This window comes from Rhodococcus sp. Q (assembly GCF_005503035.1).
Lineage (GTDB): Bacteria > Actinomycetota > Actinomycetes > Mycobacteriales > Mycobacteriaceae > Rhodococcus_G.
In genome coordinates, this window is record NZ_SCOY01000041.1 from 1 (window position 1) to 23561 (window position 23561).

The following is a 23561-nucleotide window of genomic DNA, read 5'->3' on the forward strand; positions in this document are numbered from 1 at the left end:
GCGGGGGCTCGGGGCCGGGCGGATGGGTGGCCTCGGACGGGCACCCGGTTCCACGCCGAGATCACGAGCCACCACGGTGACCCGACTGCACCCGTCCCGGGCGGGGATCGTCTCCTGCCGGTGCGGGTCCGCCAACGCCGAGATCGTGGCGATCCGGGCCCGCGCGACCTGCCCGGCCGCGGCCGGACCCCGCGACGGACCGTGGGTGTTGTGGTCGACCTCGAGGGTGTGCGGACGGGCAACGGCCGCCGCCGCGGTCCGGGTGATCACCGCCGACAGATCCGGCAGGGTCATCAGCGTCTCCGACGGCACCGCCGACCCGAACCGCGCCGCCAACGCGGGCAGGTCCGCGACCGCGCCACGGAACCCGACCGTGGTGGCGACATTGCCGTCGACCGCCGGACGCAGGTCCTCGTCGAGCTGCCCGAGATACTGATGCGCGAGCACCACCGACACCCCGAACTTGCGGCCCTCCGACAGCATCGACGTCAACGCCCCCGCGGTCACAGAGTGCGCCTCGTCGACCATCACCGTGAACGGGGCAGTGGTCTGTCGACGCAACGCCGCCTGCCACACCCGATTCAGATGCAGAAACGCCAGTAGCCGCGATGCCGGCTCCCCCAGCGGGCCCTTCGACAGGTCCATCAGGATGATCCGTTGCTCATCCATCGCGGTGGCCATGTCGAATGCGTCCGCGCCGGAGCCGAGGATGCCCCGCAACGCCGCGGTCGAGGAGAACGCCTCGAACTTCGAGTTCACCCAGGACACCACCTCACCGTGCTCGGACGAGCGGGTGGACTGTTCTTCGTTGCACACCCATGCGGCCAGCCGGGCGTCCCCGGAGTCCTTGGCGGCCTTGCGCATCAGGTCGGGATGCGCAAGGACCAGCGGCACGTCGAGGACGCTGGCCTTCGGCCCGTGCAATGCGACCAGCGCCCGCAGGCCCATTGCGACGCGTTCCCGGAACCGGGGGCCGACGATCCCGGTCTCCCGCTTGTCGAATAGGTACTGGAACATCGCGCACACCTCGTCGATCGCCCGTTCCCGCGCGACCGGATCCGTCACGGCGAGCGGGTTGACCGGGATTGGGGCATCGACGTTGCTGCTGTCGACGATCCAGGTTCGGGTCAGCGCGTCGGCGGGCAGTTCGTGTGCGACCCGGTCGACGAGGGTGCCGTGCGGGTCGAGCAGCAACAGTCCCTCTCCCGCGGCAGCGATTCCGGTGGCCATCGCCGCGAGCAGCGACGACTTGCCGGTGCCGGTGCGGCCGACGATGTGCATGTGCCGCAGCCGCTCGTGGACGGGCAAACCCACATCCACCCGGTGTCCGGTGCGGGTGCGGCCGCACCCGAGCCGCACCCCGGTCTCGTCCCCGCCGGTGTGGGCGGTGCGGGTGGGAGTGAGCGGGATCGGGGCGACCGCCCCGACGGTCATCCCGTGCGCCTGGTCGGTGCCAGCGACCGGGACCGCCAGCAATGCGGGCAAGTCGGCTGTGGCCACCAGCAGCGCGGGCACCGACTCGACGGTGTCGGTGGGGGTACCGGCAAGGTGCAGGCCCGGCCACAGTTGCCGGATCCCGGCCCGCACCCGCAACGACGCCCGACCACCGGCCGGAGAGTCGACCCACACCCGCATCCGCCAGGTGTCGGCGGCCGCGGCGGGTTCGAGGTCGATGCGGAGGCCGTGGCCGGGGCACTGGGCGAGCAGGTCGGCCAGGACCGCCGACCTGGTAGCGGTCTCGCCTGCCTGCGGCCCAGGAACATAGGGCCGGTCACCGCCATGGACACCGGTGGTGAACCCGATTGCCCCGCTGGTCGTCTCGACCGGCCACACCCGATCCGCCGCGGCGGTGTCCCGGATGTCGATCGGGTCGAGTTCGGCGATCGCGGTGAGGACCGGCCGCAGCTCCTCGGCGGCGGCGAACGCGTCGATGTCGTGCACGTCGGTCCGGGGGTCGATTACGGTTACGGCGGCCGTCACCAGCCCCTGCGCGTCGCTGTCGACGTCGAGCCGGAGCCGCAGGCCGGGGGCTTCGGCGATGATCCGGGCCAGCAGCACCGGAATCTGCCAGCGGGCCTGCACCGCTGTGATGTCGGTCAACGACCGGATCGCGTCGAACGTGATGCGGCATTCGGTGTCGGTCATCTCCGTTGTGCTCCTTCGTGTTTCGCTGCTACCGGCGGCGACGTCGATGGTGGTCACCGACTTGGTGGTGAGGCTGATTCGCCCGCCCTATCGCGGGGTGTTGTCGGGCAGAAGCGGCTCGCCGCGACCGATCCGGTCCGCGGCGAGGTCGACGACCCGGCAGGCAAGTTCGAGGAGCGCATCGTGGGTGCGGTCGCGGTAGTCGGGGAGGGCGGATTCGAGGCACCGGCCGGCGGCGTCCTCGTCGCCGCTGTCGAACAGTGCCTCGAACTCGGCGAGTTGGGCGTCGGTCAACTCCGCGGAAAGCACCTCACCGACCCACATCTCGGCCTCCGAGGCGATGACGGCCTGCAGCACGTGCCGTTCGGGATCAGTCAGGCCCGGCAGCCGCTCGTCGAGCATCCGGTGGATGTGCGTGCTGACGTCGATGGTGGTGTCGCGGTGGTCGACGGTCATGGTGGGGTCCTCTCGTCGGGTTCGGCCCTTGCCGACAGCTGGCTACCGGGCCGGGTGGGACCGGTCATGCCGCGAGCGCGGCGGCGATCTCACTGCGGCGACGGTCCTGGACGCGGCGCTGGGCGGCGGTCAGGTACAGCTGGGTGGAGCACTGCAGGTACAGGCCGGTCGAGGGCCACCCGCCGCCGATGACCTGCACCACCGGCACCCCCTGGGTGTGCAGGTGGGCAGCGACACCGGTGAAGGCGTGGTCACCGGTGGCGATCATCACCTGCCCGAACCGTCGGGCCGTCCACGCAAGGTCGACCGTGTCGAGCAAAGCGAGGTCGGCGCCGTCGGGGATGTCGGCGCCGACAACCCGCTGCACCGCGCCGGGCAGGGAGAAGAACGTGGCGGTGGCGTGGCGGGCGGCGACCGCGACGACCACGTGGTCGCCCGGACGCATCCCGGTCACCTGCTGGTACTCGGCCCACACCTCGGCGACCGAGGCGGCGTCGACCCGGCCGGCGAGCAGGTTCTCCAGATCGACCAGGTGCAGGGTCCGCGGCCGGGTGCAGCGGTGGCGGCCGCCCGCCGCCCGCACCGCGGCGGTGGTGGTGGAGGTAACCAGGTGAAGCGCCGGTGCGGTGGCCGGCTGCGCGACGTCGGCCGCCGTGGTGGAGGTGGGCGTGGTCGCCGGGGTCGGTCGCATGTGCTGAACGTGCATCTCGGGTCCTCCTCGTCGAGCGGCTGTTGTGGGTGTTGACGGGCAACGTGGTGATCGGGTTCGTCGCGCAGGCACCCCTCTGCGCGCTCGGGGTGGCCGGGGTTTCGGTCCGGGTGCGGGGTTCAGTACGCGGGTCCGGTGGCGGCGATCCGGTCACCGGCGGCGGTGATCCGGGCGATCATGCGGCCTGGCCACCACTTCGAGACGAACCCGGGGTCCTCGGCGACGAGGCGGTCACGGACCCCGTCGGGCATCGTCGAGCACGCCTGCGCTGCCGACCGGTCGGCGGCATGGTCTTCGGCGGTGTCGCCGATTCCGACCGACTCCATCACCGGTTTCCAGCCACCCCACGCGGCCAGACGACCGGGGATGTCGACGTTGACCGCCCCGTTGACGAGGTAGGCGGCGCTCGGGTATCTCGCCGAGTCGGGGTGGGACACACCGCCTCCGGTCAGGCGCTGCACGTCCTTGGGATTGGGCAGCATCCCCGACAGCATCGCCGCCTGATCCGTGTTGACGTTCCACGGCGGCTCGTCGAAGTAGTACCAGGTGGCCGCGCACACCCCGAACAGGTTCCGGCCGTACTCGGCGTAGTTGACGTACAGCTCGAGGATCCGGCTATCGGGGAGGGCGTAGTTCAGCAGCATCGTCGGGACGATCTCGAGCGCCTTGCGCAGCCCGCTCTGCTCCGTGGTGAAGAACATGTTCTTCGCGAGCTGCTGCGGAATCGTCGAGAACGTCTTCTGGTCCCGGCCGGCACGGTAGTCACGGATCCGTTCAACGAAGTCGCCCCAGTGGAACGGCTGGAACCGCAACCCGAGGTGATCGTCCTCGTGGAGGACCGTTGCGGCGAGGATGTGCCGGCTGATGTGGTCGACGGACACGTACTGGTACACGTACGGGCCGTTGTCGTGCATGAACCGGGATTCCGGTGGGGTCCACACGTTCAATGTCGCGAACATCGCCAGCACCATAAGGATCGAGATGGTGCCGCGGCGGAGCCACCGCCGGTGCGGAGGTACCGGCCGGTCGACGGTCTGGATCTCCCGCTGCGCCGGAATCCGCTTGTGAACCGGTCGGGTTGCCGTCATCGTCGGCGACACCGGACGCGGTACCACCGGGTGCGGCGGCGAGCCGATGACCATGGCGGTCGGGTGGGACTCGTCGAGCAGGCGGCAGTACCCGCACATGGTGCCGGCGCTGGCCCCGACGGGGAGCGTGGTCGAGCACGACGAGCACAGTGCGGTCATGTCGACTCCTCACAGGTGGTCGGGTGGGTGATCCAGGCGGTGGTGCGGCAAAGGGGTAGCCGCACCACCGCGGTAGGGGTCAGATCCCGATCAGGCCTGGGCGGGGCGGCTGTGCGCGGGCATTGCGCAGGGACCGAAATTCGCCCGGGGTGCCGGGCAAGTGACCGGGCGACGTCTGCGGTCGGCGGGGTAGACGTACAGGCCGTGCTTGCACGACCTGCAGCTCCATCCGGCGGTCTCAATCGCGCCGATCAGTTGTTCCATTCACTGCTGCGACGGACCATGGACTGCTCTCTCCGAGGAGATGGGGCGGTGTTGGTATCGACGCCCGACCACCCGATCGGGTTCGCGTGATCAGGGCAACGGCCCCGGGACGAACCGGATCCCACCCCCGCCCGTCATCACCGGTGTACGGCCCGCAACCAGTGGACCCCACCGCAGGAGAGACCATGACCACCACCCAGGCCCTGGCCACCACCGAGCAGTCGCAGACCCCCACCATGTGGGCGACCCTCGTCAAGCGGCTGACCCTCGCCACCATCGCCGTGGCCGTCCTGCTCGGCGCCACCCTCGCCGCCACCGGCACCGCCTCCGCGGCCACCACCCGCTGCGGTGACGGTCGCTGCGCGGTCTACCTGTCCAAGCAGGAGACCCGCGACCTCGGCAACGGACGCGCCCCGAAGCTGCCCGGTGGCCTTCCCTGGCAGATCAACGTCTCCTACACCGCGCTGGTCAAGGGTCACCAGTTCTTCGCCCGTCAGTACGCCAACCGCGGTATGTGCTCGGCGTTCCTGATGTCCGTGCGGCCCTGGGAGAACCAGGGCTACACCGGCTACCGCTGCTGACAGACGCGGACAGTCGGGCCGGTCGCACCCCGGTGTGGGGTACGACCGGCCCGGTGAGGGTGTAGGTCACGACACTTACGGAAGTGACTGCGCGCACGAGCGAACCGCATTCATGATTCGTTCGTCATCACTGTCAGAAGAGACGTACCGGACGACGCACGAGCAGGTGCCGCACCACACCGGCACCACATGAAGGAGTGAATGCATGACCATCGAAAGCGGAACCCCGAACACCCTGTTCGACGTTCCGAGACGACTCCCCCCGTCCACAGGGACGCGATCGGCGGAGTTCATGCAGGCGTTCGAGGAAATCCTCGGCGAGCCCTACGACGGCGTCTTCATCTACGCGATGAGGCAGGCACTGCGACTGACACACGGCAACGAGCACGATGCCGCTGATCTCGTCCAGGACGCGTTCATCCGCATCCTCAAGTACACCTTCGACCGGCCCGTCATCGGCCGCGCCTTCGTAGTGCGGATACTGGTCAACCTGCACATCGACCGTGTTCGTCGGCAGGACACCCAGTCCAGGAAGCTCGGCACCAGGACCGGCTACGAGATCGCCCTTGACGAGGGTGTGCGGGACCGCACCGCCGGCGACGTGGCCGACACCGTCACCGACTCGATCTTCTGGGTCGAGGTCCGCCACCGGATCACCACCCTGGATCGCTCCCTGGACAAGGAGGACCAGCGCACGGTGCTGCGCGCACTGGTGGATTTCGACAGCGGCGCGTTGCGTCCGGTCAAGGACATCGCAGAGCTGACCGGGTTCAGCGACTCGAAGGTCAAACGGCTGCGGGCCCAGCTCGGGCCGCTGCTCGAGGCGGCGCTCGCCGGGCTGTCCAACCCCGACACCCTCTCCTGACCCCCTGCCCCCCTGACCCTTTCACTCAGAACAAGGAAGACAATCATGACGAACTTCGACAACGACCCGCAGCGGATCGCCGCCGAGGCCGAGGCGCTGATGGCGCTACTCGACGCCGAACTGCACGCCGACGACCCCACCCACCCCGACCACGTCCCCATGCCGTCCGACGAGGAGTTGCTGGCGACCGCCGAGCGTGCCTTCGACCGGGCCAGCGTCATCGTCGAGGCCGAGACCGCTGCCACCGCCGGGGCTGCCGACCAGGTGTCCGACGAGCTGATCGCCGAGGTCCTCGCAACCTGGACCGCCGAGCTCGGGTTGGTGTCTTCAACCAGCCGTGCCGCCGCAGTCGGCGAGGGCCAGCTGTGGAAGGTGCGGGTCATCGACTCCGATCTGATCGCCACGATCCTCGGCCCCGACGGGGACGAGCCGCTGTACCTGACCGTGTCCGACGTTCCCGCGCAGGACGAGACCGCGGTGACCGTGACCCTGTCACTGCCTGATGATCTCGCTCCCGGTATCGCGCTGGTCGCGGTCATCGACTACCGCAACGGTGTACTCGCCCGGATCCCGTTGCACCCGAGCGACACCGACAGCACCGAGCTGTTCGGGCAGACCGTTGTGGCCTCCGCTACCGGGGCCGAGCACCCGCTGCTCACCCTCGACGTGCTGGCCAAGCCCCGGTGACCAGTATCGAACCAGGCAGTACCTGGCAGGACGTCTCCGACCAGGCCCGCACCAGCCCCGACCCCGAGCATCGCGAGGTACTGCTGACTGCGATCCTCGCCGCAGCACTGGCACTGTCCCCAGAGAGCCTGAACGTACGCCGCGCTGGCGGCTACCCGTCCGGCGTCCCGGATAAGGCCCTCGTCCGCAGCGCCGCGCAATTGCTGCTCGATCTCACTGCTTCGCCTCGAACGGACCGATCCCGCCCACGACGGGCACTGGCCTTGACCTTTCTGCTGCGATTGCCGCAAAAGCAGGTGGTCACTGTCGACGCTCCGGACGGAGAGATCGTCAAGGCCGTCGAGAACTGCCGGCGCGCTCTCGCCGAACTTAGCGATGCCGGTGACCCGACCGACCGGGCCATCGTGGCCCTCCAACTCGCCCGCTACCTGCGGAGGTCGAACCAGTCGGCAGCAGCGGTCGAGGCACTGACCTTGGGTTCGACTGTGGGTAATCACGTTGGCGTAGCTGGCGTCTCACCTCGGATCCTGCACGATGCGCCGTTCCTGAACGAGTACCTCTCGGACAAGCTGGCATTCAAGTACGCCGAAGTTCTCTACAGCGCGTACATGGACCTCGGACTCCTTGAGAAGTCGATGCGACAGGTCGAAGTCGCCCGAGAGTATGCACGTAGATATGAAGCCCACGATCCGGCGAATTTCACGCATACCTGGCAGATGGAGGGCCAGCTGTACCGTCGTCAACGCAATGTTCGCGCCATGCTGCAGATGGAGGAATCATCCAAGACGCTCGCAGCGCGATACCCCCAGTCTGCGATAACTCAACGCTATTACAGTTCACAGGCCAGTTCGAACGCCGCTCTGTTTCAGGACTTCAGCCGGGCGCGGGAACTGCGTTACCAGCGGTTGCGGAACCGCTTGACCGAGGACCTCGGGAAGATCTTCGACGGGCAGCCGACCATCGAGGACTTGATGGACTGCGTCGAGCAGTACCGTCGACTCGGTTCGAAGGCCGGGATCACCTGGCTGGGCAATATCACCTACGACCTCGCGGCCGGATACGTCCGCGCCGGGGACACTGCCACGGACCCGCGGGTCAGGGTGTATGCGGAGGGCCTGTTGGACGTGGCGGAGTCTGCGTGGAACGGGTTCGCTACGAATGGTGTCAACTCGCTCCTCTTCAGTCGGGCGCGGTTGGCGTTGATGTCCGGGGACACCCCCACCGCGGAGTTGACTGCCGACCTGCTGACCGCGAACCGCAATGCCTACCGCTGGGCAACCGCTCACAACGCGTTAATCGCGGCCGTGCGGTACGGGGTCCCCGGCAGCATGGTGGTGCGGGGGCGACTCGTCGAACGGCTCGCCGAGTTCGACCCCAACACCGCATATGTCGCTCACGCGAAAACCGTGGGCCTGTCCGCGGAATGGTGGTGGCGCACCGCCCTCACCCACGCCGGTGTCGACTGGGAGCGGGTCGAGGCCGAAGCCCTCACTGCCACAAGAACTCTGCGCCTCGAAGGGGTGAGCATCGAACCGGAATCCGAGGCAGTAGCCTGGATGACCGCAGCCCGCGCCCTCACCGAAATTGACCCCACCAATCGAACCGGACGCTTGCAGCGACTACTACGCGGGATCGGGTGCGTCACCGAACTGATGCTCACCATCGCTACCACCGCCGACCGCCGACGGATCGCCGACAAGTTCGGTGCCCTGTTCACCGACGCCGCCAATCTCGCCGTCGCACTCGGAGATCACCAGGCCGCCGATCTGATCATGGAGGCCGTCCGGCGGGACCGGGTCGGTCTGCTGCTGGCCGAGTTGGCCCGCAACCCCGACATCGACACCTCCATCCGGTCGGCGGCGCTGGCGGTGCAGGACTCCGGCTCGGCCACCGTCGACAGTCAGGACACCACCCCCGATGCGAGCGTCGAGGAGGGCGGTGAGTCCGGGGTGCGGGGCCGGTCCACTGTCATCGCCGTCGACCGGGCCACCGCGGTCAAGGCCGCCGAATCGGTCCTCGGGCCGCTCTCGGCGTTGGCCGACCCCCGCCACCTCGACACCGTCACCGCCGCCGCGGTCCTCGACCGCCGCGGACCGAGCCCGATGACCACCGTCGTCCTCCAGTTGCTGCCGCTGCCCGCTGCCGAGGCCGGCCTGGTGCCGGTGCTGCGGCGGGTCACCATCGCCGCCCCCGGTGCTGCGGCGGAGCAGTTCACCGACCGCGTCGACGTCGACCGCATCTACCTCGACCTCGCCCCGGGCGAGGATCGCGTGTTCGTCAAGCGCCGCAAGTACACCCCGCTGCTGCTGCCGCCGGTGTTGACGGACCTGCTGGCCGTTACCCCGGTGACCGCGCCGGTCCGGCTTCTGATCGTGCCGACCGGGTTCTTCCACATCCCGTTCGACGCTCTGCCGGTCACCTCGGGCACCCACGTCCTCGACCATGCCCTGGTCAGCATTCACGGTTCGCTGACCAGTGCCTTGTCGTTGATGGAACTCGACGAGCAGCGCGCCCCGACCCCGGCTCTGGCCGTCTACGACCACACCCTCACCCACGCCCGACCCGAACTCGACGCCCTCCTCACCGCCCTCGACGGTGTCCGGCGGATCGATTTGCATCAGGAACTCGACGCTGAGATGGCGGTCGAGGGCACGCAACCGCATTCGTTGCTGGCGATGGCCGTGCATGGCAGCGCCGACGACCACGGTTGGGGGCAGGCGAAGAAGCTGCGCGACGAGAACGGGAACACCGTCTGGGTCACCGCCGCCCACGCATTGAGCTGGACCGTGCCGCGACTGTGTGTGCTCGCCTCCTGCAACACCCCGATCGCCGCCCCCGACGGCATCGAGGTCGGAGGGTTCCCGCTGGCGCTGATGCTGCGCGGCGCCACCACCGTCATCGGTGGCCTCTACAACATCGACGACAAGGCCACCAGCGACATCATGATCGCGTTCTGGCGGCATCTCGCGGCCGGTGAACCCGCCCTCGCGGCGTTGCGTCTGGCGAAGCTCAACTATCTGCAGCGCAACCCTGGTCATCGGTCGACCTGGCCCGAGTACTGGGCCGGCCTGACCGTCTACGGATCGCCGGGTACCTGACCGCGGGGTCATGACGCGGCGGGGCGAACCGGATCCCACCCCCACCCGTCACCACTCCCGTACGGCCCGCAGCCAGTGGGCCCCACCCACGGGAGAGACCATGACCACCACCAAGGCCCTGGCCCACCGCACCGTCATCGGCAAGGCGGTGGCCATTCTCGCGGCCACCGCCGTCGTGCCGGCCGGTATCGCGTTGGCCACCACCGGCACCGCCCACGCGAATCCCCGGGCGGTGACCGTCGTCACCGGTTCCGGTCCGACCGGGACCCTCAACGTCCGTGAGGGGGCGGGCACCAACACCCGGATCCTGCGCACCGTCAAGGAGGGCACCCGCGTCACCATCGTGTGCCACGTGCGGGGCACCACCTTCACCGGCGGCCCGTACCGGGTGACCACGAACGTGTGGAACCGGCTCGACACCGGCGGCTACGTTACCGACGCGATGGTCGAGACCGGCAGCAACAACCCGGTCGTCCCGGTCTGCGGCGGCTCCGCCCCCGCCCCCGCGTCGGGGCGGGCGATGGGCAAGACCATCGGCCACAACCCCGCCGCCTTCGGGTGGTGCACCTGGGGGGCGTACTCGAAGTGGTTCGAGGCGTCCGGGCGGCGCCACTACCCGGCCCTCAGTGGTAACGCCAAGGACTGGGTGAACTCGGCGAGGGCCACCGGGTGGACGGTCGTCGCCGACGCCCAGCCCCGCTCGATGGTGGTGTTCCAGCCCGGTGTGCACGGCGCGGACCGCACTTACGGGCACGTCGGCTGGGTCGAGCGGACCGAGCGTCGCGGTGACGGTCTCTACGTCGTGGTCACCGAGATGAACGCCGGCGCCGGGTTCGGTAAGTGGTCCACCCGGACCGTCAAGGATGTTCCGGGGATGGCGTACATCCTGCTGCCCTGATCCGAGGGCAGGTAGGGGCCCGCAGGCACTCACACGTGTCTGCGGGCCCCACCGGTTCCGCGGGGCTTCCAACTGTCTCCTGCCGGGATCGACCCGTGACAGATGCCCTCGGGGTCGGGGAGCAGTCGCGTCAGATCCGACGTTACGGAGTCGCTAGGGAACAGTGTTTCCGGTTCGGTCACCTCACCACGCAAGCGTGCAGCGTTTCCGGAGGGTCCGGCTTCCGCCCCCGACCGTCATCCCGGCCCGCTACATCGACGAACACGATCTGGTGCTGCACGTCCCCACCGACACGAGACTGCTCGCACAGATTCTCGACTCGTTCGCCGCGGACTCGGCCCCCGACTGAACGGCCGGCAGCTGATTGAACCGTTGCACGGGTCTGCGCTTCGCCTCGCCCCACTGCTCGAGGACTACCGCCAGCCCTTCTCCGGCACGGTCCATTCGATTCTGCCGGGTGGGTTCGAGGGGTACGCGCGGATCTTCCACCCGGCGGGCGTGTGGAATGGCCAGGAATCAGAATCTGTCCTGGTCTGACGTTGCGGTATCCGGGGGGCTCACCGTTCATCCGCAGATGCAGTGGGAGTCGATCTGCGGACTCGGCACTTTACGTCGATGACCTGCCCGCGATCGGGAGGCTTGCACCCGGTCTGCGGCGTGAGCTTGCCGCAATGCTCGCGGAGTTTACGACCTCTCGAGAGTGTTACTTCGCCTTTGGGAAGGCAACTTCGATGAGACGCAGATTAGCTCCGCCCCAGGTCTCGAATTTCCTGTCGCTTCTGTGCCGGGCCGTTACGGTCGCCCTCAGACCGGATAGGGTCTGCGACGGTGGAAGCGACACCGGTGACGAACAGAGAACTAATCGAGCGCATCGTCGCCGACCAACGCGCACGTCAGTGGACGTACGACGACAATCTCCTCGAGAGCTGTGAGATCGCTGCTCGCCTCGCGTCGTTCAACATCGAGGGCGACCACGAGTTGCCCGCCTACCTGGCTGCCCGGTACCGCATGATGATGCACAGAGCAGAGATCGTCGATTTCACAGATCTGGTCGACACGCACTTGCAAGCTCTCGGCGACGCTGTCGGTACGAACCTGGCTGGCGTCAACGTGCACAAGATCGCGCTGAACGAAGTTCTCCACGACCATGGCAGAGCGTGCGAGCGAGCGATCGTCGAACTGGACAAGGCCGCCGAGTTACTCCGCTACCTCCCGACAGCCGCATACGTCAACGACTGGTCGTTGTTCGAATCCTTGGACAAGGCTGTCCTTCTCGTGATCCTCAGCGATGACCCCTCTCTCGAACACCGCTTGTGGGTGCACTTGACCGCTAGGAACAACCACCCCGCTCTCCGCGATGACGTCCTCGGTGACTACCGCGCACAGAGCGAGTTCGCGGCCTCGCTTCTCCGGTATGAGGACGACGCGCTGGCTCGCGAGATTCTTCGACGTCAGATCCGTGTTGAACTCGCGGATGTCTATCTCGGGCGATACAGGTTCCTCGAGCCGTACTGGGAACTCGGCGAACACCCCGAACGATCGCGTGACTATTGCCTCCGCCGCAGCCGGCGGCACGGCTGACCTTCACGGTCTTGCCAGACGACGACGGCATCAGCAGGTTCATCACCGAACGCATCAACCACCACGCTGCGCAGCCGTGCGGGTCCGGGTTCCAAGCCGATCCGCAACGGACGGCGGTCTTGGAACGGATCGCGCAGTGGGCGGGCCGGGATCGGTGCACGCTGTACCGCGGGAACACCACCGCGGAGGTCATCGACATCGGCGGCGAAAACGTCACCGACGACTACTTGGTACTGGCCATCAACCGGCCGGCGGGCGGTCAAGACGCAGTAGCGATCAGCCCGGCCGTCGGGCGCCATGCCACATTCGTCGTCCGACACGACGTCTCGCATCTCCCCTGGCGCGACGTGTTCGCCTTGCCCAAAGCCAGCGCCCGCGGCCTCGGCGCCAAGCGAATGCAATTCAAGGCGCGGTGGCCAATGGACCCCTATGAAGCGATGTTCGAGAAGGTGGTGACTGCGCTCGAGTGCTCGACGGCTAGGTTTGGGGAGAAGTTCGTCTACTCCGACGATCTGGGCGCCTATTTGCTGTGAGCGATGGTCTCGCCGACAACGGCCCGCGACCCAGAGGAAGTCGAATTCTCTGTTACCGGTGCGGCTCCACGAACGGCGCGCGTGCCGGTGGATCCTCGCCGCGGCATGTCAAGGAAGGGGTCGTCTACAGATTGCCCGGGGTGGGCTCCCGTCGCCAACCCCGGTGGGAGTGCCGGTCGCCGGCGCACGCCAGCAGTGACCAACGGGGTCCGTTCCAGGAGAAGACTGCGACCTGACCGAACTGCGCGCCGAGTTCGCGGGCCTGCCGGTCGGTCAGACCGAACACGGCCCGACTGTCCTCGCTGTGATCGCCGGTGAAGCTGGACCCGACCGCGGGTATCGAACGAATGCCGGCAGCACGAAGGAAGTCATCGAGCACGAGCATCCGCGAGTGGGACACGGTGTCCGGCTCCGGATCCGGTTGGATCGCTGTCACCACGTGCAGCGGCCCGAACGGGGGAGTGGACTCACTGTCGCTCCCGTCGCAGGGGCGGACGGCGCCACCTCCCGCGGTGGTTTCGAACCGCACCATCGTGTTGAGATAAAACTCCCACGGCGTAGGGCCGAGGGCGAGACGGGCCAGATCGCGGCGCGGTGTCCACGCGAAGTCGTCGTATTCCTGCACCACCTCAAACTAGTCAGCCAGGTGACGGTCGGGCGGCTAACGGTGGTTGTGGTGGGGGATCGACTCCGGTCCCGCCGCAGTTGTTGCGCATACGCAGTTTCTGCGGTACAGTGAATTCCGTTGGGCTGGAAGGCCTGACAGCTTCACGAGATGCGGTCGCCAAGCTCCGACTTGACCGTGCACCAACCCCAAGGCGTTTCGGGGTGGTTCGGGTGACGAAGCGGCTCACCGTCAACCGGCGGCGAGCAAGTACGCCCCGCTCCGCGGCGGGAATCACCGTAGGAGAATCCACATGAGCCACAGCATCACTCCCGTGACCGAGCTGTCCGTCGGCGTTCACTCCGGGTCGCCCGCCTCGTCTCGCTCGTCGGAATCGGCCAGCAATGCTGATGCGCGGCTCGCGGCGCTGTTGGCCGCACATGCGTGCCCGAAGACCCACTCGACCGCCGAGGTCGCCCGCATCTTCGGGAAGACCGACCAGTGGGTGTACTGGGTACTGCGCGAGGGCGTCACTCGCGCGGACGGCAGCCTCATTGAGCCCGAGCGTGTAGGCAAGGGCAACCGGCGCCGCTTCACGCGGTCCGTGGTCGAGGAGATCGCTGTCGCGCTCTACCGTCGTGGAACTCTCGGCCACGACGGCGTCTGTCAGGTCATCGCCAACCTCGATGCCGCGGAGGGGCTGGCGGCCTGAGGGGTGCTGAGTGGCGTGCAGGCCTCCGGCCACCCGCAGTTATTGCGGATGCGCATATTGTGCGGTATGGTGTGTCATGTCCAATCGATACGCTCGAATCCGGGACGAACTCGATCGCGCCGAATCCGCCGACCCTTCAGCCGCATTGGAACATCTTCGGATCGTGTTGGAGGAAGTGAGCGAGCTGCTCGACGAGCAGCTCGCTCACGCCGTAGTTGACTACGAACTGTCTCTGCGTGCTGCGGGAGCGAAGGCAGGTCTGACCGAGAATGCCGTCGGCCCGCGCCTGGCCCGCACTCCGATGCTCGCCCCCTATGCCCGTCCGGACAAGCGAGTGACCGCCAAGGAAATCCAGCGCGCCCGCTACGACAAGAAGAGCGGAGCACCTGCAGCCGGCATCAAGGGCAACGTGCCCGCCGCTCCGTCCACCACCACCTCGAAACCGATGCGGTTCAAACCGCGCCGCAACACCTGACCCCGACAACGCCCACCCCCCCCTTGTAGAGAGGACCCTTTCGTGGCCGACATGGACCTGACCCGACTTGTGTTCCTACTGGATCGTTCCGGCTCGATGCGGAGCATCCAATCCGATATCGAAGGCGGGTTCGCGGCCTTCATCGACGACCAGCGCGCCGCCGCCGGCCGCTGCACGGTGACCCTCGCCCAGTTCGATGACCACTTCGAGGTCGTCTACCACGACGTCGACCTCGACCAGGTTCCGCCGCTCGCCTTGCGACCGCGGGGGAGGACCGCACTGCTCGACGCCATAGGAACCCTGATCACCGATGTCAGCGCCGACGTCGCGGCTCTGCCCGCAGACGAACGCCCGGGGACGGTGATCGTTGCGATCATGACCGACGGACTGGAGAACGCAAGCCGGGAGTGGACCCACCCCGCGATCACGGCGCTCGTGAAACTGCACACCGACCAGTTCGACTGGCAGTTCCTGTACATGGGTGCCGATCAGGACGCGATCGAGGTCGGCACCCGGCTCGGTGTCAAGCGGGAGCAGTCCCTGACCTACAGCAAGGGCAAGTCGCGTGACGCGATGGCCGCCGCCTCGGCCAACATCCGAAACTACCGCCATGCCAAGACCATCAACCCCGCCGCACCCATGCCCGAGTTCAGCGACGCACAACGAGCAGCGCTCGACGACTGACACGGCACGCACGCCATCCGGTGCGTCCCGTCGGTCGTTCGGACCATCGACAAGGGAGATACACCATGGCATCCGTTCGAGGACAGCGCTTCCTGGTAGACCCGGAAGGGGAAGCGCAACGCTTCACCGCGCAGCTGCAGGCCGAGGCCGCGGCAGCATCGTCGGATGCGCCGCCGCCGTACGTGTGGCAGCCCGGCTACTGGTGCGCAGTCAAGACCGGTGCTTGGCCGAACGTGACCGGCTGGGCGGAGAGCCGGGAGGCACAGCGACTCTTCGAGTCGAAACTCGCCGGACTCAGAGCTGACGGCTCGCCCAAGGCCACAAAGCGGGCCGCCGCGTACGCGCAAGCGGAAATGCTGGCCCGGACCACCGCCCGGAAGGAAGCCAGCGACCGGTACTACACACAACTCGATGCCTCCACCGGCGACGACACCCACCCGGGTGGTCAGCATCTCGCTACTCCGCCGGACTGACAACCACGACCCGAAACCGAGGACGGTGCCCGAGTGAAGATCTACTACAGCCCCGATTATGTCGGCGCCGCTTACAGTTTCGATACCACCCGCAAAGCCGAATGGGTCGCCGATTCCCTGACCGATCGACCGATCGGCGGCGTCGAACTACTCGCGCCGCCGCCGCTCACGTCCGCTGATCTCGAACGCGTCCACGACCGTGAGTACGTCGAGGCGGTGCGGACCGGTGAGCCGGCATATCTCGCCGAGTCCCAGGGATTCGACTGGGACCCGGCACTGTGGTCGATGGTGCTCGCGTCGTGTGGGGGTGTGCTCGCGGCGGCCCGCAGTGCCCTCGAGGATGGTGTCGCTGGGTCGTTGTCCTCGGGGTTGCACCACGCGAAACGCGACCGTGGGGACGGCTTCTGCACGGTCAACGGCCTGGTTGTGGCCGCGAAAACTCTCCTCGCCGAGGGCGTCGTCGGTTCGGTTCTGATCCTTGACCTCGACGCGCACTGTGGCGGCGGGACCGCGGAGCTGATCGACCATGATCCGCGCATCTGGCACGAGGACGTCTCCGTCAACGGGTTCGATCGCTATTCCGGTCACTCGAACTCCGCCTTATGGGACGTCGATCATGTCGAGGACTATCTGCTCACAGTGAGGCGGGCCGTGGCACAGGCCGACAGGATCGGCTCGTTCGACCTGTGCCTGTACAACGCGGGGATGGACCCCTATCAGGGGTGCGGTATCGGCGGCCTGGACGGAATCACCGCCGAGGTTCTGGAGCATCGCGAGCGGATCGTCTTCGACTGGTGCCGTCAACGACGACTGCCGGTCGCGTTCGTGCTGGCCGGCGGCTACGTCGGATCCGGTCTCGGCCAGAGAACTCTCGTCGACCTGCACCGACTCACCCTCACGGAAGGGGCCCGCGCAACCACCCTCGTCTGACCTCTGCGTGGCCGCCCCAGACGCACACTGAGATGGTTTCTGGTTTGCCGCGATCCCCGCACGCTGGATCTTGTTGCGCACCCGGCCACCACGCGCTGCATGCCGCCAATCCGAAGGAGAAGACTAACGCTATGAGCGACTACACGGTGGTCTATGAGATTGCCCGGTACCATGACGATGGCGACCGCCTCGTCGAGCGGTTCGAGGTGCTGTCGGACGGGACGTCGGTGCGCCGACGTGGTGACGACGGCAGCATGACACACCTGCACGGGGACACCGCGGCGCAGGCGATTGCCGCGGACCCCGATCTGTGTGAGATTCGAGCCGGCGAACTGACCCGCGTCACGACCACGGCGCTGGTCGACGAGCTCCCGCTGATCCTGCGGGCATCCGGCACATACCCCGACCAGGATTCTGACGCGGATGGCGAGGACGCCTACGAGGATTTCGGCGGGTGCGTCGCGGTCTACGACGACCGCAAGGTTGAGGTCAACGGGCATCGCTGGTTTGTCTTCAGCGGGTACCTGTTGCCCACCGAGAGGGCGTCAGCGAGCCTGACCGAGACCTGGGCAGATATGGAGTGCGATACGGGTTCGACCCCGTTCTCCGACGGAGTGGTACGAGGAGTGATCGGCCTGCTCAACCCGAGTGTGGTGGTCTCGATCGCACCGAGCTGGGAAGGCAGCGGTCATGTCGTGAGCGTTGGCCGCCGCGGCAGTGACGCCTACGCCCTCCTCGGCTGGCTCCTCTGCTTCCGTCCCGAAGACTGGGCGGCCGGGTCGGGGACCGACAGTGAGCGCATTCTCGCTCAGCTGTTCATCGAGGCGTCGAAAACCCTCGGTGAACGCACGGGTGTGAGCGGTGACCAGCTTGCGGCAGGGATCGTCGAGGACAATTTCTCCTTCGGCGTGGCCGCTGGGTGGGACTTGACGTTGAACATCACACCTGACGTCGTCGAGAAGGTGCTCGATCGGCTCGCCGAGGATGAGGAGTTCGCAGACCTTGTCGCTGCCGCGCGCGACCCCGAATCCAAAGCCGCGCCACGCGCGCGATGAGGCACTGACAGCGCGCAGCCAAGCCTAGGGATTGTCGACCGGCCGGATTCGAGTGTCATCATTCCACCGGTCCGCTGGCGGCTTCAGGTATCCGCTCATGAATGGATACTTGGGATCGACCTTGATCAGCAACTGTGCGTGGCGAATTCGCTGGCTGCGGCGAGAACGGCGCCGCGATCGGCATCGACGTTCACCTCACGCAGCAGTTGGGCGGGCGGCTGATCGCCGAGGGCAGGGTTGCGGCCTTGGAGCCAGGCTTGTGCAACGGCGGAGGTGATGACGTGAGCGGCGTCGGGGGCGACCTGGAGCCGGTCGAACACAGCTTGGGACGGAAGTGCCTCTGCCCCATTAGTCCACCGACGAACTGTGGTGGTGTCGGGGCATGTGACAGGTAGGCAACGAGTTTCGCGCCGAGCAGCGAGCGGAGCTCGATGTGCATCTCGCTGCCGGTAGTCCATGCCACCATAGCTTCGGCGCAGTGGTCGAGTCCGGAGCTGCACCGAGTTTCCCCGGCGAAGGTGCGAGGACGCCCCCGCTCGAAGGTCTCGCTGCTCTCGCGAGTGAGTATTGCGTGTCGGGCTTACCAGATCGGCTAGCGGTACAGAACCAGTCACGATGCTGCGGCCTTGACCGTCACAACCGTGTGCGCGACCTCGTGTTCTGCCAAGGCTCGACACTTCTGTAGAGCCGCGGCGTACACCTGTTCGGCCTGAGCAGGGGTGAAGTTCGGCAACAATATCTCCATGGTCCGCTCCTTCGACCGCTGGTTTCGGAGGTCGAAGCAGGTGTTGTGGACGGCCACCTTGATCAGACCCTTAGTGCGCTCGTCGATACCCGCCCGGCCACACCTTCTCCGAGGTCGGGGCCGAAGCAGAGGATGCAGACCCAGACGACGCGAATGGACTGCACCGAGGACTACTCTCCGCTTGCTGTCGGGCTTACTCTGCCGACAGCCTGTTGGCTCGGGACAGCGACCGGCTCCCTGACCTGTGGTTCCAACGGGCGCTGTCCACTAAGTAGCGAGGATCGGATGGGAGCGTGCTGCGGGTCAGTTAGTCCCCGAAGGCGCCGCAGATTCGCCACTGGCCGTCCTCTAGAAGGAACTGCGCCTGCGTACGTGTTGCATCGTTCACATCGCCGCTCACGTCCAAATTCTCCCGGACCACTGTAGCTGTCGCGGTGTCCGAACCAGTGATCTCGATGTCTTCCAGGGTGTACTCACTGACTTTGCCGTAGTTCGCCGCCTTCTCTCCCTTGACTTGGGCCATCATCTCCTCGGGGGAGAAGCTGTGGAGTGCTCTATCGCGATCCGCGGAGCACACGACCTGGATGAACGCTTCGTAGTCTCCTTTCGCGTATGCCTTGTTGAGCCGGTCAATGACAGCATTGACCTCGGCTTCACGATTGGCGGTGGCTGCGGCCTGATCATCACTACATGATGTGAGAGCGAGCATGCCCAGCATGAATGCTGCTGCAGTGTATTTGGGATGAAAGTTCCGCATTTGGGATACGTCCTTCGCGGTATGGATGTCGTTGTGGCGGGCGATCGCCGACTGGCGTCACATCACGGTGGGGTAATTGTCGACGATGACCGCGTTCGAGACTCTGAGAGTCGGTCCGGGGCGGCGAACGTCCATCGGGGACGACTCGAGGCGATGAAGATTCGGATTTGGGATGGATTTGAGGGGAGCGTAGGGGGAATCGGGGTGAGGCTGTATCGGTCGATTGGTCGACGTAGGTGACCGACTGTCGCCATGTGTCGCGTGTTCGGGGTACAGCTTGGTGTGCTCAAACCTGCCAGAGTTGGACACCCGTCATACGGCGGAAATGGTTGCGCCACCGCGATGCTCGCGGTGGCCGGAGTCGGAACGGATACCGAGCGATGGATGCTGCCACTGCTGCGTTGGACCGGACCTTGTCCAGGGGCCGTGACGGAGATCTGATTCGTTGGGAGTGGTTCCTCGGTGTCCGCGAGAAGAACAGTGACACCTTCGTATTCGCAACCTATTTCGCGCTGGCGGCGTTCTCTTTGGTGTTGAGTGTGTCGACCCAGTCGATGGTCGTCGTGCTCGTCGAGTACGTGCTGTGGGGGTTCCTCGCATACCTGTTCATCGGTCTCGGAACACACATGTCGCAGCATTGGGCGATGTGGGGAATCGGCCTGGTTGCCACCATCATCTCGCTGCTGTCGGTGTGGAGTGTGGTGTGGAGGCTGCGGGCGAACCGAACGTTGTATGCACTGGTGGGGGAACACCTCGAGAGCCAGGCGGTACTCGTCTCCCAGCTGGTGCTGTTCCTGGCCCTGTCCGCGGTCAGCTGCTACTTCACCGCGATGCTCTTCCGATTCCTCATCGCTGCTCCTGCCGCCGTGGGTAGCCGTGCGGTGGATGCCCCTGCGGCCGATCAGCAGAGGTGATGTCGGTGTCGAGGCGATCGCTAGCCCTGATCACTGCAGCGGTTGTCGTTGGGTGCGGTGTAGCCGCTGCCGCGGTGGCGATCGTGGGGGGTGTCGGTGGCAGCCGAAGCCCCATCTCCCACCTGCTCGGACAGGCCGGCATCGACGTCGGTTCGCGGGATTGTGTGGACAGCACGGGTGAGAACTCCACCGAGGGGGAGGTCCTTCATACCGCGATGACTACCCGGTATGTGAAGTACCACGACGGCGCCATCTACTCGGTTGAAGAGCTGTCGCAGCGGCTCGGTGAGGAGCGTAGTCCGTTCTTCTTCGTGTCCGACGAAGCTTTTGCTGACATGGGTGTTGAGGTGTTCGGGCCGGAGGTTCCAGCCGGAGGTGACGCGGCCTTCGCTCAAGCGGTTTGCGACCGTCCGGAGATGTGGGCACCTGAGTACTTGTCGTCCTCACAGGTGGAGGGCCTCGCGCAGACACCACACTTTCTTCGCTCCCTGGGCAGGATGGTGTGCCAATCGGTGCGTGAGGCCGACAGTTTCGAGGCGTACCTCGACCCGCGCACGGATGGGCTCGCAAAGGTCAAAGCGGACCCCGTTGGCACGAAGCAGGAAGGGATCGCGGAGGCGGAGCGTGCTCTGGCCGAGCAGGAGGCTCAGCTCGCGAATCCTGACGAGTACGACGTCCTCGACGACGATCAGGAGCGGCAGTTCGTTGAGGCGATCGAACAACAGATCTACATCAGCAAGGAACAACTCGCGACCGTGAGGGACACCCCACCAGAGGCGCTGATTGAGCGTGCGGAGAGCCAGATCGAGTTCCAGGAGATCGCGGTCGAGCATCTTTGCCCCGAGACCAGCCAGGTCGGGTTTGGTCCTGAATGCGGGGCGATCATGTATCCCAATTCCGGCGGCGCAGAGGGAATTGTGCGGCTATGGCGCGAGGGTGATCTGTCCTGCGAGGACGCCCGCGCTGTGCTGAACAATCACTTCGCGACGGTAATGAACACGGACAGCCTCGGTCGGCTGCCCGCAGATTCGCCGCTGAGGTCGATCATGTGCGAGACGACCTCGACCTCCGAGTTGGCCGACGAGCGGTTCACGTTGACGTCGTGCGCGTCTGGTGGCACCGATCACGCCGAGGTGGTGATCGTCCCCATCCAGGAATGAGTGACCGCGACTGCTTTCGCTCGTCGTCGCGGTCGAATGAGTGGCTGTCGACTGTTCGACTGACAGCGGCGGTGGTGGTGTCACCTGCATCCCGCAGCATCGGCGACACTGGTCGCCATGTCTGGGTCTGCTGCCGCCTCGCCGGTTCCTCCGTTCGGTAAGTGGCGTGTCGGTGTTGTCGATGATCACGAGGCAGTGCGGGAGGGCCTGAAGGTGCTCATCGACGATGCTGGCGACCTGATGTTTGTGGGTGCCGATGCGACGGTCGACGGGTTGTTGTCACTGGTGGGGGAGGTCGACGTGGTCGTGTTGGATCTTCGGCTCGCTGATGGGTCGTCCCCGGCTCAGAACGTGGCGGTGTTGGACGAGCGGGGGATCAACACACTGGTCTACACGTCGGGGGACGAACCGTATCTGGTGCGTCAGGCTGCGCAGGCGGGGGTGCTGGGGGTGTTGCGTAAGGACGTGGACAAGGAGCAGTTCCAGGAGGCTGTCCGGACGGCGGCGGCGGGTCGGCAGGTGGCGACGATGGACTGGGCCGCGGCGGTGGATTCGGATCCTGACTTCGTTGATCTGTCGCCGCGGCTGCGTCAGGTCCTCGAGTTGTATGCCTCGGGTGAGGCGACGCAGCGGGTAGCGCAGGAGACGGGATTGTCGCCGGACACGGTCACCGACTATGTCGATCGCATTCGGCGTCGGTACCGCGATGCGGGGCGGCCGGCTCCCACGAAAACCGATCTGTTCAAGCGAGCGATTGAGGACGGATGGCTACCGATTCCGCGACGGTTCCGACGCTGAACTCGAATCCGCACCTTTTCGGGGAGCGGATTGTCCAGCAGCTCACCCTGTTCATCGGGGGTGGGTATGTGTTCTATCTGGTGCTGTCGGTGCCGTTGATGGGGCAGTCGGCTGCGGTGACCAGTGCGTGGTGGACGGTTCTTGCGGTGGTGCTGATGTTCGGCATCGGTATCGCGATGGGGTTGTCGGCGCTGTTCACCGCGGGGCGAATCTTGCGTGTGGCGGCGGGATGCGCGAGCGCCGGATATGTTGTGGCACTGATGTTGTGGCCCGTGGCGTGGAACGGCGGGACCATCGACGCGGACACGGTGTGGTTCCAGACATTTGTGGGTATTCCGGCGCTGGCTGCCGCGGTGGCGGGCCCCGTGTGGGTTCCGTTTGTGTACCTGTTCTGCACGGTGACAGCGGTTCAGGTGATCAATGTCCAGGTCCGTGCGCCAGTGGCGAATGGGGCTCCGGTAGCGGAGGCGGCATGGACCTTCGCGTGGTGTCTGGTCCCGATCGCGGCGGGAGTGATGGCAGTGCGTTCTGCTCGGCTGCTCGACGCCACTCGCGAGTCGAGCCTGGTGGAGGCAGCGGAGCGAGCTGCGGTGCAGGCTCGCGCGGCGGAACGGACGCGGTTGAACGCGCTCACTCACGACGGGGTGATGACGACACTGCTGATGGCGGCACGCCGAGGTCGGACACCGACGGTCGCGCGGCAGGCCGCGGCAACGTTGGCCGACATGGAGGCCCTGGCGGCCGGATCATCAGCGGAAACCGATGTGGTGGGGGAATCGGAAGTGGTGGCCGGGATTCGGAGTGCTGTCGCGCAGGTCGATCCCCATCAGCGGATCACGATCGTGGGGGAGAGGCCCGGCAACGAGGCACGGTACCCGACGGATGCGGTGGTAACGCTGGCGGCGGCGTGCGCGGAGGCGGTCCGCAACAGCGGTCGGCATGCCGGTGAGGGTGCGCAGTGTTCGGTGTCGGTGGATCTGGGGGACGGAGGGATCGAGGTGACGGTCCGCGACGACGGTTGCGGGTTCGATCCGCGGTCGGTTCCTCCGGATCGGTTCGGTGTCGCGGTGAGTATCCGGCAGCGGATGGCGCATCTGTCTGGCGGTGCGGCATCGGTGGTGTCGGTGCCGGGTTCGGGGACGGTCGTCACGCTGCGCTGGGTGGCGGTGTCGTGACATCGGCGAGCACGC

Annotated in this window: 25 protein-coding genes and 1 riboswitch; of the genes, 18 read left to right on the forward strand and 7 right to left on the reverse strand. The window is 66.6% G+C overall.

Annotated features, from left to right (window positions below):
• The 4 genes from FFS72_RS23750 to FFS72_RS23765 form a co-directional block, all read right to left on the reverse strand.
• Window positions 1-2145: type IV secretory system conjugative DNA transfer family protein (locus FFS72_RS23750; RefSeq protein WP_137876258.1), on the reverse strand; the 2145-nt coding region annotated here is incomplete at its 3' end.
• Window positions 2146-2232: 87 nt separating this feature from the next.
• Window positions 2233-2601: a DUF5663 domain-containing protein gene (locus FFS72_RS23755; RefSeq protein WP_137876259.1), complete on the reverse strand. Its 369-nt coding sequence runs from the start codon at window positions 2599-2601 to the stop codon at window positions 2233-2235.
• A 64-nt stretch (window positions 2602-2665) separates the two neighbouring features.
• Window positions 2666-3307, reverse strand: a complete 642-nt coding sequence (locus FFS72_RS23760) for an NYN domain-containing protein (RefSeq protein ID WP_212744386.1) — start codon at window positions 3305-3307, stop codon at window positions 2666-2668.
• 122 nt (window positions 3308-3429) lie between these two features.
• Window positions 3430-4557: a biosynthetic peptidoglycan transglycosylase gene (locus tag FFS72_RS23765; protein ID WP_137876260.1), complete on the reverse strand. Its 1128-nt coding sequence runs from the start codon at window positions 4555-4557 to the stop codon at window positions 3430-3432.
• Window positions 4558-5006: 449 nt separating this feature from the next.
• On the opposite strand from FFS72_RS23765, the gene FFS72_RS23770 reads away from it, so the two are divergent.
• The 8 genes from FFS72_RS23770 (at window position 5007) to FFS72_RS23800 (ending at window position 13064) form a co-directional block, all read left to right on the forward strand.
• Entirely contained in the window at window positions 5007-5402 is a 396-nt protein-coding gene (locus FFS72_RS23770; RefSeq protein WP_137876261.1) for a hypothetical protein, read from the forward strand.
• Window positions 5403-5607: 205 nt separating this feature from the next.
• Window positions 5608-6267 (forward strand): RNA polymerase sigma factor, encoded by a 660-nt coding sequence (locus tag FFS72_RS23775; RefSeq protein ID WP_137876262.1) that lies wholly within the window; start codon window positions 5608-5610, stop codon window positions 6265-6267.
• A gap of 45 nt (window positions 6268-6312) precedes the next feature.
• Window positions 6313-6954 (forward strand): hypothetical protein, encoded by a 642-nt coding sequence (locus FFS72_RS23780; protein ID WP_137876263.1) that lies wholly within the window; start codon window positions 6313-6315, stop codon window positions 6952-6954.
• Window positions 6951-10052, forward strand: coding sequence for a CHAT domain-containing protein (locus tag FFS72_RS23785; protein ID WP_137876264.1), 3102 nt, complete (start codon window positions 6951-6953; stop codon window positions 10050-10052). The genes FFS72_RS23780 and FFS72_RS23785 overlap by 4 nt, the downstream gene beginning before the upstream one ends.
• Before the next feature lie 100 nt (window positions 10053-10152).
• Window positions 10153-10950 carry a CHAP domain-containing protein gene (locus FFS72_RS23790; RefSeq protein WP_137876265.1) on the forward strand — a complete coding sequence of 266 codons (798 nt, stop codon included), beginning with the start codon at window positions 10153-10155 and terminating at the stop codon, window positions 10948-10950.
• A 196-nt stretch (window positions 10951-11146) separates the two neighbouring features.
• Window positions 11147-11299 (forward strand): hypothetical protein, encoded by a 153-nt coding sequence (locus FFS72_RS26595; RefSeq protein ID WP_171018804.1) that lies wholly within the window; start codon window positions 11147-11149, stop codon window positions 11297-11299.
• 479 nt (window positions 11300-11778) lie between these two features.
• Window positions 11779-12531, forward strand: a complete 753-nt coding sequence (locus FFS72_RS23795; RefSeq protein ID WP_137876266.1) for a hypothetical protein — start codon at window positions 11779-11781, stop codon at window positions 12529-12531.
• 11 nt (window positions 12532-12542) lie between these two features.
• Window positions 12543-13064: a hypothetical protein gene (locus FFS72_RS23800; RefSeq protein WP_137876267.1), complete on the forward strand. Its 522-nt coding sequence runs from the start codon at window positions 12543-12545 to the stop codon at window positions 13062-13064.
• A gap of 124 nt (window positions 13065-13188) precedes the next feature.
• Here the strand turns inward: FFS72_RS23800 and FFS72_RS23805 are convergent, their stop codons facing one another.
• A complete protein-coding gene (locus FFS72_RS23805; RefSeq protein WP_137876268.1) occupies window positions 13189-13689 on the reverse strand; it encodes a DUF3293 domain-containing protein in 501 nt (166 codons plus the stop codon).
• A gap of 141 nt (window positions 13690-13830) precedes the next feature.
• A riboswitch (SAM riboswitch) is annotated at window positions 13831-13947 on the forward strand.
• A gap of 34 nt (window positions 13948-13981) precedes the next feature.
• Between FFS72_RS23805 and FFS72_RS23810 the strand changes: the two genes are divergently transcribed.
• The 6 genes from FFS72_RS23810 to FFS72_RS23835 all read left to right on the forward strand — a co-directional run bounded on the left by FFS72_RS23810 (window position 13982) and on the right by FFS72_RS23835 (window position 17997).
• The gene (locus FFS72_RS23810; protein ID WP_137876269.1) at window positions 13982-14380 is read left to right on the forward strand and encodes a DUF7229 domain-containing protein; all 399 of its coding nucleotides are present in this window, start codon (window positions 13982-13984) and stop codon (window positions 14378-14380) included.
• Between the two features lie 76 nt (window positions 14381-14456).
• On the forward strand, window positions 14457-14855 hold the full coding sequence (locus FFS72_RS23815; protein ID WP_137876270.1) for a hypothetical protein: 399 nt from the start codon (window positions 14457-14459) through the stop codon (window positions 14853-14855).
• A 42-nt stretch (window positions 14856-14897) separates the two neighbouring features.
• Complete coding sequence (locus tag FFS72_RS23820; RefSeq protein WP_137876271.1) at window positions 14898-15539, forward strand: vWA domain-containing protein; 642 nt, start codon at window positions 14898-14900, stop codon at window positions 15537-15539.
• Between the two features lie 65 nt (window positions 15540-15604).
• Window positions 15605-16012 (forward strand): hypothetical protein, encoded by a 408-nt coding sequence (locus tag FFS72_RS23825; protein ID WP_137876272.1) that lies wholly within the window; start codon window positions 15605-15607, stop codon window positions 16010-16012.
• Window positions 16013-16045: 33 nt separating this feature from the next.
• Window positions 16046-16942 (forward strand): arginase family protein, encoded by an 897-nt coding sequence (locus FFS72_RS23830; RefSeq protein WP_137876273.1) that lies wholly within the window; start codon window positions 16046-16048, stop codon window positions 16940-16942.
• A 131-nt stretch (window positions 16943-17073) separates the two neighbouring features.
• Window positions 17074-17997 carry a hypothetical protein gene (locus FFS72_RS23835; RefSeq protein WP_137876274.1) on the forward strand — a complete coding sequence of 308 codons (924 nt, stop codon included), beginning with the start codon at window positions 17074-17076 and terminating at the stop codon, window positions 17995-17997.
• A 125-nt stretch (window positions 17998-18122) separates the two neighbouring features.
• On the opposite strand, the gene FFS72_RS26870 is transcribed toward FFS72_RS23835, so the two are convergent.
• Window positions 18123-18317: an antitoxin Xre/MbcA/ParS toxin-binding domain-containing protein gene (locus FFS72_RS26870; RefSeq protein WP_249353493.1), complete on the reverse strand. Its 195-nt coding sequence runs from the start codon at window positions 18315-18317 to the stop codon at window positions 18123-18125.
• 732 nt (window positions 18318-19049) lie between these two features.
• On the reverse strand, window positions 19050-19460 hold the full coding sequence (locus tag FFS72_RS23845) for an Rv0361 family membrane protein (protein WP_171018805.1): 411 nt from the start codon (window positions 19458-19460) through the stop codon (window positions 19050-19052).
• A gap of 419 nt (window positions 19461-19879) precedes the next feature.
• Between FFS72_RS23845 and FFS72_RS23850 the strand changes: the two genes are divergently transcribed.
• The 4 genes from FFS72_RS23850 (at window position 19880) to FFS72_RS23865 (ending at window position 23546) form a co-directional block, all read left to right on the forward strand.
• A complete protein-coding gene (locus FFS72_RS23850) occupies window positions 19880-20413 on the forward strand; it encodes a hypothetical protein (RefSeq protein ID WP_137876276.1) in 534 nt (177 codons plus the stop codon).
• 74 nt (window positions 20414-20487) lie between these two features.
• Entirely contained in the window at window positions 20488-21573 is a 1086-nt protein-coding gene (locus tag FFS72_RS23855) for a hypothetical protein (RefSeq protein WP_137876277.1), read from the forward strand.
• Between the two features lie 117 nt (window positions 21574-21690).
• Window positions 21691-22371, forward strand: coding sequence for a response regulator transcription factor (locus FFS72_RS23860; RefSeq protein WP_137876278.1), 681 nt, complete (start codon window positions 21691-21693; stop codon window positions 22369-22371).
• A complete protein-coding gene (locus tag FFS72_RS23865; RefSeq protein WP_137876279.1) occupies window positions 22338-23546 on the forward strand; it encodes a sensor histidine kinase in 1209 nt (402 codons plus the stop codon). Before FFS72_RS23860 ends, FFS72_RS23865 begins: the two co-directional genes overlap by 34 nt.
• The last annotated feature ends 15 nt before the right edge of the window (window positions 23547-23561 follow it).

Excerpts from the sequence above, each read along its gene's own strand:
- FFS72_RS23865 (WP_137876279.1), top strand. The coding sequence starts at position 22,338 with ATGGCTACCGATTCCGCGACGGTTCCGACGCTGAACTCGAATCCGCAC.
- FFS72_RS23815 (WP_137876270.1), top strand. The coding sequence starts at position 14,457 with ATGTCCAATCGATACGCTCGAATCCGGGACGAACTCGATCGCGCCGAA.
- FFS72_RS23760 (WP_212744386.1), bottom strand. The coding sequence starts at position 3,307 with ATGCACGTTCAGCACATGCGACCGACCCCGGCGACCACGCCCACCTCC.
- FFS72_RS23790 (WP_137876265.1), top strand. The coding sequence starts at position 10,153 with ATGACCACCACCAAGGCCCTGGCCCACCGCACCGTCATCGGCAAGGCG.
- FFS72_RS23775 (WP_137876262.1), top strand. The coding sequence starts at position 5,608 with ATGACCATCGAAAGCGGAACCCCGAACACCCTGTTCGACGTTCCGAGA.
- FFS72_RS23770 (WP_137876261.1), top strand. The coding sequence starts at position 5,007 with ATGACCACCACCCAGGCCCTGGCCACCACCGAGCAGTCGCAGACCCCC.
- FFS72_RS23765 (WP_137876260.1), bottom strand. The coding sequence starts at position 4,557 with ATGACCGCACTGTGCTCGTCGTGCTCGACCACGCTCCCCGTCGGGGCC.
- FFS72_RS23780 (WP_137876263.1), top strand. The coding sequence starts at position 6,313 with ATGACGAACTTCGACAACGACCCGCAGCGGATCGCCGCCGAGGCCGAG.
- FFS72_RS23810 (WP_137876269.1), top strand. The coding sequence starts at position 13,982 with ATGAGCCACAGCATCACTCCCGTGACCGAGCTGTCCGTCGGCGTTCAC.
- FFS72_RS23755 (WP_137876259.1), bottom strand. The coding sequence starts at position 2,601 with ATGACCGTCGACCACCGCGACACCACCATCGACGTCAGCACGCACATC.
- FFS72_RS23825 (WP_137876272.1), top strand. The coding sequence starts at position 15,605 with ATGGCATCCGTTCGAGGACAGCGCTTCCTGGTAGACCCGGAAGGGGAA.
- FFS72_RS23850 (WP_137876276.1), top strand. The coding sequence starts at position 19,880 with ATGGATGCTGCCACTGCTGCGTTGGACCGGACCTTGTCCAGGGGCCGT.
- FFS72_RS23860 (WP_137876278.1), top strand. The coding sequence starts at position 21,691 with ATGTCTGGGTCTGCTGCCGCCTCGCCGGTTCCTCCGTTCGGTAAGTGG.
- FFS72_RS23845 (WP_171018805.1), bottom strand. The coding sequence starts at position 19,460 with ATGCTGGGCATGCTCGCTCTCACATCATGTAGTGATGATCAGGCCGCA.
- FFS72_RS23835 (WP_137876274.1), top strand. The coding sequence starts at position 17,074 with ATGAGCGACTACACGGTGGTCTATGAGATTGCCCGGTACCATGACGAT.